Raw genomic sequence first — 11,469 nt, forward strand, 5'->3', positions numbered from 1 at the left:
TCGTGTCAGGAAATGCCGGCGCGGCGCGTGCGGCCATCGAACGGCACCTAGGGGACGCCAAAAACACCGCACAGCGGCGGCTGCTGGAGACACCCCCGGCCGGCTAGGCTCCGCGCGCCGAAAACGCCAGGAAGTCTTCGCAAATCCCCCGCGCCGCGGCCGCCAGCAGCCGCGCGCCGTCCTCCGGCGTGGCCAGCGCGGAATGAGAGCCGACCCGCCCATCCGGAAACTCGGCCCGGTGCTCTTCCGGCGGCCCGTGCTTGTCGCCCGCATGGGCCTTTATGAATTCCGCGTTCAGCCTCCGCGGCGGCTCTGCCGCTTCGCCCGCAGGCAGCTCCCCCAGCAAGGCCTGGGTTATGGCAACCTCGGAGGGGGTGCCGTGCATCCCCTCCCAATCGCCATAAAGCTCTTTCCGCAGCGCATTCACCTCTTCCGGTTCCCACCAGCTGCGCAAGACGACGCGGCCTGGTGCCAGATCCTCCGCCGCGCGCCGCAGGGGCGCCACGTTCGCGCCATGGCCGTTTACAACAAAGATGCCGGCAAACCCCTGTGCCAGCAGACCGCGGAACACCGCAGCCGCATGGGCCTGGAACAGATCCTCGGGCATCGAGACGGTGCCGGGAAAGGCGGTGTTGAACGGCGCCGGAGTATAAGCCAGCGCTGGCGCAACGATGGCACTGCACAGTTCCGCCGCCCGCAGCGCCACGGCTTCGGCGCAGATCGTGTCGGTGCCGATCCGCCCCATCGGACCGTGCTGCTCGGTCGAGCCCACCGGCACCATCACCGCGGCACCTTCCCGCAGACGGGCCTCCACTTGCTGCCAGGTCATATGGGCGAGTTGCATGTCCGTCTCCTGTCTTTTCCGCCTGGGACAGCTTTTCCTTTGGCTGCAGGCGGCATAGTCTGTGGCAATGGAAGATTCATCGCCCGCTGAGATTGAAAAACCCGCGCTGGACCAGCTGGTCGGCGCCGCGGTCAAGACCCACCGGATGCTGGCCGGGCTGACGCTGGCCGGGCTGTCGGAACGCTCTGGCGTGTCCACAGCGATGATCTCCAAGATCGAGCGCGGCCAGGTCTCCGCCTCGCTGACGACGCTGGAGGCGCTGGCGGGCGGCATCGGCGCGCCGCTGATCAACTTCTTTGCCGGAACGGTGGAGCATTCGGACGTGTCCTTTGTGGCTGCGGGCGAAGGCATGACGGTGCAGCGGCTGGGCAGCGGCTTTGGCCATACTTACAAGATGATCGGCCGGGCCGGAGACAGCCACGTGAGTTTCGAAAGCTTCGCAGTGACGCTGGAACAGCCGCTGAAGCAGCGGCCGCTGTACCGCCACCGCGGGCTGGAGTTCATGCATATCACCAGCGGCGAGATGGTGTTCCAATGCGGCGACGCCACCTATGACATGAAGCCCGGCGACAGCATCAGCTTTGACAGCAGCAACGCCCATGGGCCGGTGGAGCTGAAAACGCAAAAGGTGAGTTTCATCACCATGGTCACCAAAGCCGAAACCAGCGAGATCTAAAGGCGCAGCCGGGAAGGGCTGCGCCAAAGCGCCTTACAGGCCCCACTTCTCGCGGTTGGCCTCAAAGAAGCCCTTGGCCTTCTTCACCTTCACCCAGTTGTTCACGTAGTTGATCCAGACCTGGTCATCCTGCGGCAGCAGCATCGCAATCGGCGACGGCGCGCGCGGGCCAGTGTCCGGAACCCGGGTCACCGGGAATTTCGCTTCCAGGGTGGAGCCTTCGATGTTGGAGGTGATGAACACATCCGCGCGTCCTGCCAGCACTTCCTGGAAACCGCGCGCCGGTGCCTCGACCACCTTGATGTCGGCATTCGGGAACCATTCGCGCGCCAGTTTTTCGAAAGTGGTGCCCAAGGTGGTCGCCACTTTCACCCCCGGTTGGTTGATCGAGTCATAGCCCGAGAAATTCCCCGCCTTGTCCTTGGTGGTAAACGGAAAGATCTCTACCGCGATATAGCTGTCGGAGAAGCCCGCAACCTTCATCCGCGGCGGCGAGATCGAAGCCGAGCCGGTGATGTGGTACTTGCCGGCAACCACGCCGTTGACCAGGGTTTTCCAGTCGGTGGGCACAAACTCCACCTCGACGCCAAGATCCTTGGCAAGCTCGGCCATGATATCGATATCATAGCCCTTGTAGCTGTTGGTGGCCGGATCGCGCAGCGTCATCGGGTTCCAGTCGCCGGTGGTGCCAACCTTCAGCACGCCGCTGTCCAGGATCTCGTTCAGGGCGGATTGCGCCTGCACAGCCCCCGTCAGCGCAACAGTTACAGCTGCGGCCGCTACAGCCTTGATAAAGCGTTTCATTGGTGTCTCCCGTTGGTGCGTTCTTTGACTGCCTAGGAAAAGTAGCAGATTTGATGCTTGATTTAACGGCAGACCGGTAGTTAATCTCAAGAAAAATTTTTCTTGGGAAGAAAAATATGCCTAGGACCACCCAGCCACAGCCCGCAGACGCCGCCATTGAGCTGGCCGGAGTAAACAAATGGTATGGCACGTTTCATGTGCTGAAGGACATCAACCTGTCGATCAGGTCCGGTGAAAAGGTTGTGATCTGCGGCCCCTCCGGTTCCGGCAAGTCCACCGTGGTGCGCTGCATCAACCGGTTGGAGGAGCACCAGAAAGGCAGCATCCGGGTCGACGGGATTGAGCTGACCAACGACCCGCAGTCGGTGGCCGCGATCCGCTCCGACGTCGGCATGGTATTCCAGCAGTTCAACCTGTTCCCGCATCTGACGGTGCTGGAGAACCTGACGCTGGGTCCAATCAAGGCGCGCGGCATTTCCAAATCCGAAGCAGAAGCCAAGGCAATGCACTACCTGGAGCGGGTGCACATCCCGGATCAGGCGCATAAACGTCCCGGCCAGCTGTCTGGCGGCCAGCAACAGCGGGTGGCAATCGCGCGTTCACTTTGCATGGAGCCTAAGGTGCTGCTGTTTGATGAACCGACCTCCGCCCTGGACCCGGAAATGATCTCGGAAGTGCTGGATGTGATGGTCGAGCTGGCCGAGGAAGGCATGACCATGGTGGTTGTGACCCATGAAATGGGCTTTGCCCGCAAGGTGGCCGACCAGATGGTGTTCATGGATGCCGGCGAAATCGTTGAGCAGGGCCCGCCCGAGGAGTTCTTCGGCTCGCCCCGCTCGCCGCGCTGCCAAAAGTTCCTGTCGCAGATCCTGCAGCACTGACCGGAAAGATCCCGTAATGAAAAAGACCTTGATCCTTCTGCTGCCCCTTCTGGCGCTTGCAGGCTGCTCCAGCTCCTCGACCTGGGGCTGGTATGTCATCAACCCGCTGACCCCCAGCGGCTGGGTGAACGTGAAATTCCTGATCTCCGGCATGGGCGACACCATTCTGATCTCGGTGATTGCTGCCGCGATCTCCATCGGCCTCGGCCTGATCGTCGCCCTGCCCGGCCTCGCCAAAAGCCGCGGCTGGCGGATGGTGAACCGCATCTATGTGGAGTTCATCCGCTCGATCCCGCTGCTGCCGATGCTGTTCTGGGTGTTCTACGGCTTGCCGATCATCTTCCGCGAGATGGGGATGAACGTGCCGATCGACCCGTTCTGGGGCGCGATCATCACGCTCGCCTTGTCGGACAGCGCCTTTACCGCCGAGATTTACCGCGCAGGCATCCAATCGATTGCCAAGGGCCAGACCGAGGCCGCCCAGACCATCGGCCTCAACTACCTGCAAACCATGCGCTACGTGATCCTGCCGCAGGCAATCCGCCGCATCCTGCCACCGCTGGCCAACCAGTTCATCTACATCGTCAAGATGAGCGCCTTCGCCTCGGTCATCGGTATGCAGGAGCTGACCCGGCGCGCCAACGAGCTGGTGGTGAGCGAATACCGCCCGCTGGAAATCTACACCCTGCTGATCCTCGAATACCTGGTGCTGGTTCTGATCATCAGCGCAGGCGTGCGCTGGCTGGAACGCCGGATGGGGTCGGACGAAAGAGGCTGAGGAGAGAAACATGGAATGGAAAGACTTCATGGCCGAGACTGAGGCCAACATCGGCACCTTCTCCAAGGAGGTTCCCGACACCGTCCGCGGCTTTGGCGTCATGGGCCAAGCTGCCAAAAAGGACGGCGCGCTGAGCGAGAAGACCAAGGAATTCATGGCTCTGGGCATCGCAATCGCCACCCGCTGCGACAGCTGCATCGGTTTCCATGTCCGCTCGCTGGTGCGTCTCGGCGCCACCCGCGAAGAACTGTGCGAGGCGCTGGCCATGGCCACCTACATGGGCGGCGGGCCTTCCTATGCCTACAGCGCCAAGGCGCTGAAAGCGTTTGATGTGTTTTCAGAGTAAGAGGCAGGTATGAGACCGGATCTGATCGGCGGCGAAGGATATGTGCGCAACTGCTGGTATGTAGCAGGGCGCAGCGAGGATTTCGGGCGCGAGCTGACCGCGCTCACCATGCTGGAAGAGCAGATCGTGATCTACCGCGACACCCAAGGCAAGGCGATCGCGCTGGAGGACGCCTGCCCGCACCGCAAGCTGCCGCTGTCGCGCGGCAGCATCGAGGGCGACCATGTGGTCTGCGGCTACCACGGGCTGACGTTTGACTGCAGCGGCGAATGCGTGATTGCACCAACCCAGCTCGACAACCCGCCGCGCCGCGCCGCGGTGCATTCCTACCCGGCCGAGGACCGCTGGGGCTTTCTGTGGCTGTGGATGGGCGCGCCTGAAGAAGCCGACCGGGGCAAGATCATCGACATTCCGAACTTTGACAATCCCGCCTGGGGCAAGACCGCCAAAGGCGCGATGGAGATGGCCTGCCATTACCTCTACATCACCGACAACCTGCTAGACCCCAGCCATGTGGCCTGGGTGCATCTGACTTCATTCGCCGGGGCCGGCACCGACAACCGGCCGCTGGACCTGGAGGAGACCGAGGACGGCGTCATCGTCTCCCGCTGGATCCACGGCGAGCCGCCGGCCCCCTACTACAAGCCGATGCTGCCCTTCGGCCCCAATTGCGACCGCAAGCAGCATTACGAATGCCGCCTGCCCGCGACCGCCATCAACATGTCGGTCTATGCGCCCGAAGGCGAAGGCGGCAAGGATGTGCCCCTCTCCGCCAATGCTTTCGTGAACATCTCCTATAATTTCATCACCCCGGTGGATGGCGGGCGGTCACGCTATTTCTGGTTCCAGCACCGCAATATGCACGCAGAGGACGAGGCGATGTCGCAGCGGATGTTCGACGGCGCGGTGATGGCCTTCACCGAGGACAAGGACGTTCTGGAATACGTCCAGACCGGTATGGCGGGCCGCAAGTCGCCCTATATCAACCTGGGTCTTGATGCGGGCGCCATGCGGTTCCGCACCCGTGTTGCCCGGCAAATCAAAGCCGAGGCGGGATGAGAAGGAGGCCGGTTATTTAAAATGAAACCGGCCAGGAAAAGTCGATTTTTCTTGGCTGAAATCCGTGCCGGATTTCAGCCTGCAAGCCGCCCGCCAGGCCCCTGCCCCACCGCTTGCGCGGGAGCGTCGAACACCGCCTGGATGCAAGGGTGCTGCTCCAGGATCTCAGAACCGCCAGGCACCAGTCGCGGATCGAACACTCCGTCTCTCCAGACTGCTACACCATCAATCTCAATGGTCGGATCCAGAACGTTCAGCGAAATCTCCCCCGGCGCATAATGCCCGCAAGTGTGGAAATGCAGCAGCCGCGGATTTCCGAAGGCGGCACCGCTCCAGCGCACAAAGTTCTCAGCTGCCGGCGTGTAAAAGGCACAGCCCGGATGAATACCCGCATGCCAGGAATGCATGGTCAGCGGGTCCAGCCCGAACTGCTCGCCCACCTTGGAGTAATGCATCCGGGCGCAATGCACGTCCATCTCGTGGCCCTCGAACTCTTCCAGCACTTTATCGCGGAAATGCACCGCCAAGGGCGCCTGCAGGTCGCAGCCGTAAGGCTCATAAAACTTCGATCCGGTCCCCACCAGGAAGCCGTCCTGCATGACTACGCCGGAAAACCCCTGCGCAGGCACCGGTGCAAACACCGACATCGGGAACCGCGCCACTGCGACATCCGCAGCGCCGGACTTGGGATAAGCCGCGCCGGGACCGCTGAAATCAGTGCCCAGCGGGCAGGTCACCCGGATATGCTCAGCTTTGGCAAACAGCGCATTCACCGCATCCTTCAGCGCCACGAACCCCTGATAGCTTGCCCGTCCGAAACCAGAGGCCAGCATCCCGGCGTCCAGCGCATAAGACATGATCGGGCGTATCCCCTGCATATCGGCGTTGAATCGGATCTGGTCGCCGCTGCGGGACAGGAACAGCACCCGGTCAGCGGCCTTCATCCGCGCCACCAGATCAGACGGCAGCGCAGCGCCCATCGGATCAAACGGCAGGATCTCTGCCTGCGCCGCGATCCCCAGCTCCCGCGCGCCCTCGAGCACCGCATCGCCAATCGCCTGGTCGTAGTAGCCATTCGCCGGATCCTCGCACAGGACCAGCAGCCGGTTCCCGGCGCCCAAGCCGCCGCAGTTGACCAGCAAGTTCCTGGCCCCGGCCTGAAGATCCTTTTCCAGCATGCCGCACTCCTCCCTCGCGAAACTCACGCGGATGTTACCTGCGGCACCTGATTCCGATCCAGAAGAATTTTCACCTCAGTAGAATTTTCTACTGTCATTAAGGTGCCGCTTTCCCCTATCCTTTGCCCAGGCAAACGCGGAGAGACCCAGATGAGCGCATGGATTGAGATGATCCCGGACGAGAAGGCCGAGGGCCGGCTCAAGGACCTGCTGGACAAGGCACGCACCCCGCACGGCACCGTCGACACGGTGATGCGGGTGCATTCGCTGCGGCCCGAGACCATGAACGGCCATGTGACCCTCTACCGTTCGGTGCTGCACTCGGACGACAACAAGCTGCCGTTCTGGTTTCTTGAGGTCATCGCCAGCTACACCTCGATCCTGAACGATTGCACTTACTCGCTGACCCATCACTTCATGAACGTGCGGAACCTGCTGAAAGACCAGCCGCGCAGCGACCGGATCTTCACCGCGCTCAAGGCGCACCGCCCCGAGGACGAATTCGAAGGCAAGGAACTGGCCCTGCTTCGTTATGCCGGCAAGCTCACCACCGACGTGGGCAAAATGGTGAAATCCGATTTCGAAGCACTCAAGATCGCAGGCTGCGACGATGGCGAGATCCTGGAGGTGAACCAGGTCTGCGCCTATTTCAACTACTCGAACCGTTTGCTGAACGGCCTCGGCGCCACCACCGAGAACGACGTGATCGGCTACTACAAGGGCGACGATTAACCGTTAGCGCCGCGCCGGTCACAGATCGGCGCGGAACGGTTCCAGACTTTCCACAAAGGCATCCAGGAAATCCAGCGCCAGCAGCGAGCGGCTGCCCGACACCGGCCGCAGGATCGACAGCCGGTGGTGAATCTCTGGCGCGAAAGGCACGATAGCGATGTTCTGGCCGCGGAATTGCTCCGCATCCAGGGCGCTCACGACCGAGGCGCCCTGCCCTTGGCTGATGATGATGCAAGCCGTCGAGAACTGCCGCACCTCGATCCAGCTGTTCAATTCCACCCCGGATTCGGAAAACGCCTTGTGCAGGCGGCGGAAAAACGGGCTGTCGCGGCGGGTGTGAATGATCTTGCGGTCCCGCAAATCATGCGGCGTGATAACATCCTGTTCTGCCAGCGGGTCATTTTGCGGCAGAACACAAACACTGCGGACCGGCACGTCGATGTTCTCCACCGCCGGATGCGAGGCAAACCCGTCGGTGATGCCGCAGTCATACTGCTCACCGATGATCCACTCCAGAATCCGCTCCGGCCGGTCCGGCTCCAGCGTCAGCCGCACGCCGGGGCGGTGCTCCAGGAACCCGGCCAAAAGCTTGGGCAGAAGCGCCGTGGCAAACCCCGGCAGGCAAGCGATACGCAGATGCCCCGCGGTACGCTCGGTCAAGTCCCGGTTGAGTTCCTCCAAATGGTTCAGACTGTCGAACACCCGGCCCACCTCGGACAACAGATAGCGCGCCTCTGAGGTGGGAATCAGCAAGCCGTCCTTGCGGGTGAACAGCTCCACTGCCACCGATTTCGAGAAATCAGACAGCAGCCGACTGGCAGCGGGCTGGGAAATCCCCAACGTCTCGGCGGCGCGGGTGACAGAACCTGTGCGGGCGACGGCCTGAAAGGCCTCGAGCTGGCGGAGTTTGAATTTCAAGGGGTTAGCCGTTTCTCAAAGGTAACAATCACGGCACGGCATAACATCATGTTATGAAATTTGTCAAAAAACTTTTGCTTGAATTATTTTTCAGGCACGCCAAAAGCTATCCGCAGAGCCAACTTTGGGAGAGAAGCTCATGTCCGTTAAATCCTTGCTCTGCGCCTCGGCTGTTCTGGCCGTTGCTGGCAGCACCGCATTTGCAGAAACCGAAATTCAGTGGTGGCACGCCATGGGCGGCACCAATGGCGAACGCGTCAACAAGATCGCCGAAGACTTCAATGCAACCCAGGACGAGTACAAGATCGTGCCCGTCTACAAGGGCAACTATACTGAGACCATGACTGCGGCGATTGCCGCTTTCCGTGCCAAAGAACACCCACAGATTGTGCAGGTCTTCGAGGTCGGCACCGCCACCATGATGTCCGCCAAAGGCGCCATCTACCCGGTCGAAAAACTGATGAACGACGCAGGCGAAGCCTTTGACGGCGACGCTTTCCTGCCCGCGGTGGTCTCCTACTATGAAACCCCGGAAGGCGAGCTGCTGTCGATGCCCTTCAACAGCTCCACCCCCGTCCTGTGGTACAACAAGGACGCGCTGGACGCAGCTGGCGCCGAAGTTCCCACCACTTGGGACGAAGTCAAAACCGCCTCGCAGAAGCTGGTCGACAACGGCATGAAATGCGGCGTTTCCTTCGGCTGGCAGTCCTGGGTGATGATCGAGAACTTCTCGGCCTGGCACAACCTGCCCACCGGCACCAAGGAAAACGGCTTTGCCGGTTTCGACACTGAACTCACCTTCAACAACGCCAGCGTGGCTGCGCGCCTGGATGACGTCGCCTCCATGGGCAAGGACGGCCTGTTTGTCTACGGCGGCCGCCGCGGCGACAGCCTGCCGATGTTCACCAACGGCGAATGCGGCATGTGGATGAACTCCTCGGCCTATTACGGCTCGATCTCGTCGCAGGCAGAGTTCGCATTCGGCCAGTCCATGCTGCCGCTGGACACCAAAGTGGCCGACGCGCCGCAAAACTCGATCATCGGTGGCGCCACCCTGTGGGTGCTCGAAGGCCATGACGAGGCGGAATACAAAGGCACCGCCAAGTTCCTGAGCTACCTGTCCTCACCCGAGGTCCAGGCCTGGTGGCACCAGGAGACCGGCTATGTGCCCATCACCACCGCCGCTTACGAGCTGTCCAAGGAACAGGGTTTCTATGAAAGCAACCCCGGCACCGACACCGCGATCAAGCAGCTGAGCCTGAACACCCCGACCGCCAACAGCCGCGGCCTGCGCTATGGCAACTTCGTTCAGGTCCGCGACGTGATCAACGAAGAGCTGGAAGCCCTGTGGGGCGGCGAGAAATCCGCGCAGGAAGCTCTGGACGCTGCGGTTGAACGCGGCAACGACCTGCTGCGCAAATTCGAGCGCACCGCCAATCCCTCCTAACCTATCCTGACGACCCGGCCCTGCCGCCCCTTCCCCGGGGCGGCAGGGTCAACTTTCTGACTGGGGCCTTTCATGCTCAAACGGGTGCATTTCCCAACCTCGGCGCTGCCCTATCTGCTGGTCGCGCCGCAGATCCTCATTACGCTAGTGTTCTTCATCTGGCCCGCCAGCCAGGCGATGTATCAGTCCTTTTTGATCGAAGACGCCTTTGGCCTCGGCACCGAATTTGTCTGGTTCGAGAATTTCCAGATCCTCGCAACCGACAACCACTACCTGGCCAGCTTCCAGCGCACCGCGGTGTTTTCACTGCTGGTGGCTGCGCTGTCGATGGGCTTTGCTCTGATCCTCGCAGGCTTTGCCCAGCGGGTCGTGCGCGGCGCCATGTTCTACCGCACCCTGCTGATCTGGCCCTATGCGGTGGCCCCGGTTCTGGCCGGTGCGCTCTGGGTTTTCATGTTCAACCCGACCCTCGGCATCTTCCCCTATTTCCTGGAATTCGCAGGCATCACCTGGAACCACTACCTGAGCGGCAATCAAGCCATGGCATTGGTGATCCTCGCCGCTGCCTGGAAGCAGGTCGCCTATAACTTCCTGTTCTATCTTGCTGCCATGCAGTCGATCCCCAATTCGGTGATCGAGGCCGCCGCCATCGACGGCGCAGGCCCGGCGCGCCGCTTCTGGACCATCATCTTCCCGCTGATCTCGCCCACCACCTTTTTCCTCCTGGTAATCAACATGGTCTACGCCTTCTTCGAGACCTTCGGCATCATCCACGCCGTGACCCAGGGCGGCCCCGGCACCTCCACCACTATCCTGGTCTACAAGGTGTTCAATGATGGCTTTGTCGGCCTCGACCTTGGCGGCTCCGCCGCGCAGTCGGTGGTGCTGATGGTGCTGGTGATCGCGATGACCGTGGTCCAGTTCCGTTTTGTTGAAAGAAAGGTGGCATACTGATGGTCGAACACCGCCCCCTCACCGCCTTCCTCACCCATCTGGTTCTGATCCTCGGCGTCTTTGCCATTGCGCTGCCGGTGTGGATAACCTTTGTTGCTTCCACCCATGACGAGCTGCGCATGAACCAGGCGCCGCTGCCGCTGTGGCCCGGCGAGTACTTTCTGGCGAACATGAAGCAAACCCTGTTCGGCTCCGGCCTCAGCGGCACCGAGCAGGCGCCGGTCTGGCTGATGCTGCTGAACTCGCTGGCTATGGCGCTGATGATCTCGACCGGCAAGATTGCAATCTCCCTGCTGTCGGCCTTTGCCATCGTCTATTTCAAGTTCCCATTCCGCATGGGCTTCTTCTGGATGATTTTCATCACCCTGATGCTGCCGGTCGAGGTGCGGATCCTGCCCACCTTCGAGGTTGTCGCGAACCTAGGAATGCTGAACAGCTACTGGGGCCTGTCGATCCCGCTGATCGCCTCGGCCACGGCAACTTTCATGTTCCGCCAGGTGTTCCTGACGGTGCCCGATGAGCTGCTGGAAAGCGCCCGCATCGACGGTGCCGGGCCGCTCAGGTTCTTCTTCGACATCCTGCTGCCGCTGTCGCGCACCAATATCGCAGCGCTGTTTGTGATCCTCTTCATCTTCGGCTGGAACCAGTACCTTTGGCCGCTTCTGATCACCACCGACACCTCGATGACCACCATCGTGATGTCGATCAAGCAGATGCTGGAAGCGGCCGAGCAGAGCCCGCAATGGAACATCATCATGACCACGGCCCTTCTGGCGATGATCCCGCCAGTGTTTGTGGTCATCGCAATGCAAAAGCTCTTTGTGCAGGGCTTGACGGAAACCGATAAGTAAG

Annotated in this window: 13 protein-coding genes; 9 read left to right on the forward strand and 4 right to left on the reverse strand. The window is 61.4% G+C overall.

Annotated elements, in window-relative coordinates:
* Positions 1 to 103 precede the first annotated feature (103 nt).
* Positions 104 to 844: a creatininase family protein gene (locus RA19_RS00910; RefSeq protein ID WP_039158714.1), complete on the reverse strand. Its 741-nt coding sequence runs from the start codon at positions 842 to 844 to the stop codon at positions 104 to 106.
* A 67-nt stretch (positions 845 to 911) separates the two neighbouring features.
* Here RA19_RS00910 and RA19_RS00915 point away from each other — a divergent pair, with 67 nt between their 5' ends.
* Positions 912 to 1,520, forward strand: a complete 609-nt coding sequence (locus RA19_RS00915) for a helix-turn-helix domain-containing protein (protein WP_052261594.1) — start codon at positions 912 to 914, stop codon at positions 1,518 to 1,520.
* A 33-nt stretch (positions 1,521 to 1,553) separates the two neighbouring features.
* On the opposite strand, the gene RA19_RS00920 is transcribed toward RA19_RS00915, so the two are convergent.
* On the reverse strand, positions 1,554 to 2,324 hold the full coding sequence (locus tag RA19_RS00920) for a transporter substrate-binding domain-containing protein (RefSeq protein WP_039158715.1): 771 nt from the start codon (positions 2,322 to 2,324) through the stop codon (positions 1,554 to 1,556).
* A 116-nt stretch (positions 2,325 to 2,440) separates the two neighbouring features.
* Between RA19_RS00920 and RA19_RS00925 the strand changes: the two genes are divergently transcribed.
* The 4 genes from RA19_RS00925 to RA19_RS00940 are packed head-to-tail and all read left to right on the forward strand — an operon-like array spanning position 2,441 to position 5,388.
* The gene (locus RA19_RS00925) at positions 2,441 to 3,205 is read left to right on the forward strand and encodes an amino acid ABC transporter ATP-binding protein (RefSeq protein WP_039158716.1); all 765 of its coding nucleotides are present in this window, start codon (positions 2,441 to 2,443) and stop codon (positions 3,203 to 3,205) included.
* A gap of 16 nt (positions 3,206 to 3,221) precedes the next feature.
* Positions 3,222 to 3,983, forward strand: a complete 762-nt coding sequence (locus RA19_RS00930; RefSeq protein WP_039158718.1) for an amino acid ABC transporter permease — start codon at positions 3,222 to 3,224, stop codon at positions 3,981 to 3,983.
* Positions 3,984 to 3,993: 10 nt separating this feature from the next.
* Positions 3,994 to 4,329 (forward strand): carboxymuconolactone decarboxylase family protein, encoded by a 336-nt coding sequence (locus RA19_RS00935; RefSeq protein ID WP_039158720.1) that lies wholly within the window; start codon positions 3,994 to 3,996, stop codon positions 4,327 to 4,329.
* A 9-nt stretch (positions 4,330 to 4,338) separates the two neighbouring features.
* The gene (locus RA19_RS00940; protein ID WP_039158722.1) at positions 4,339 to 5,388 is read left to right on the forward strand and encodes an aromatic ring-hydroxylating dioxygenase subunit alpha; all 1,050 of its coding nucleotides are present in this window, start codon (positions 4,339 to 4,341) and stop codon (positions 5,386 to 5,388) included.
* A gap of 74 nt (positions 5,389 to 5,462) precedes the next feature.
* Here the strand turns inward: RA19_RS00940 and RA19_RS00945 are convergent, their stop codons facing one another.
* Positions 5,463 to 6,566 (reverse strand): hypothetical protein, encoded by a 1,104-nt coding sequence (locus RA19_RS00945; protein ID WP_039158724.1) that lies wholly within the window; start codon positions 6,564 to 6,566, stop codon positions 5,463 to 5,465.
* 150 nt (positions 6,567 to 6,716) lie between these two features.
* On the opposite strand from RA19_RS00945, the gene RA19_RS00950 reads away from it, so the two are divergent.
* Positions 6,717 to 7,298, forward strand: coding sequence for a carboxymuconolactone decarboxylase family protein (locus RA19_RS00950; RefSeq protein WP_039158726.1), 582 nt, complete (start codon positions 6,717 to 6,719; stop codon positions 7,296 to 7,298).
* Between the two features lie 18 nt (positions 7,299 to 7,316).
* Here RA19_RS00950 and RA19_RS00955 read toward each other — a convergent pair whose 3' ends face one another.
* Positions 7,317 to 8,216 (reverse strand): LysR substrate-binding domain-containing protein, encoded by a 900-nt coding sequence (locus RA19_RS00955; RefSeq protein ID WP_039158728.1) that lies wholly within the window; start codon positions 8,214 to 8,216, stop codon positions 7,317 to 7,319.
* A 139-nt stretch (positions 8,217 to 8,355) separates the two neighbouring features.
* Here RA19_RS00955 and ugpB point away from each other — a divergent pair, with 139 nt between their 5' ends.
* The 3 genes from ugpB (at position 8,356) to ugpE (ending at position 11,468) form a co-directional block, all read left to right on the forward strand.
* Positions 8,356 to 9,663, forward strand: a complete 1,308-nt coding sequence (gene ugpB / locus RA19_RS00960; RefSeq protein ID WP_039158730.1) for a sn-glycerol-3-phosphate ABC transporter substrate-binding protein UgpB — start codon at positions 8,356 to 8,358, stop codon at positions 9,661 to 9,663.
* A gap of 72 nt (positions 9,664 to 9,735) precedes the next feature.
* The gene (gene ugpA, locus RA19_RS00965; RefSeq protein WP_039158731.1) at positions 9,736 to 10,617 is read left to right on the forward strand and encodes a sn-glycerol-3-phosphate ABC transporter permease UgpA; all 882 of its coding nucleotides are present in this window, start codon (positions 9,736 to 9,738) and stop codon (positions 10,615 to 10,617) included.
* A complete protein-coding gene (gene ugpE / locus RA19_RS00970) occupies positions 10,617 to 11,468 on the forward strand; it encodes a sn-glycerol-3-phosphate ABC transporter permease UgpE (RefSeq protein ID WP_039158733.1) in 852 nt (283 codons plus the stop codon). The genes ugpA and ugpE overlap by 1 nt, the downstream gene beginning before the upstream one ends.
* Position 11,469 lies beyond the last annotated feature (1 nt).

This window comes from Leisingera sp. ANG-M1, assembly GCF_000813745.1.
Lineage (GTDB): Bacteria > Pseudomonadota > Alphaproteobacteria > Rhodobacterales > Rhodobacteraceae > Leisingera.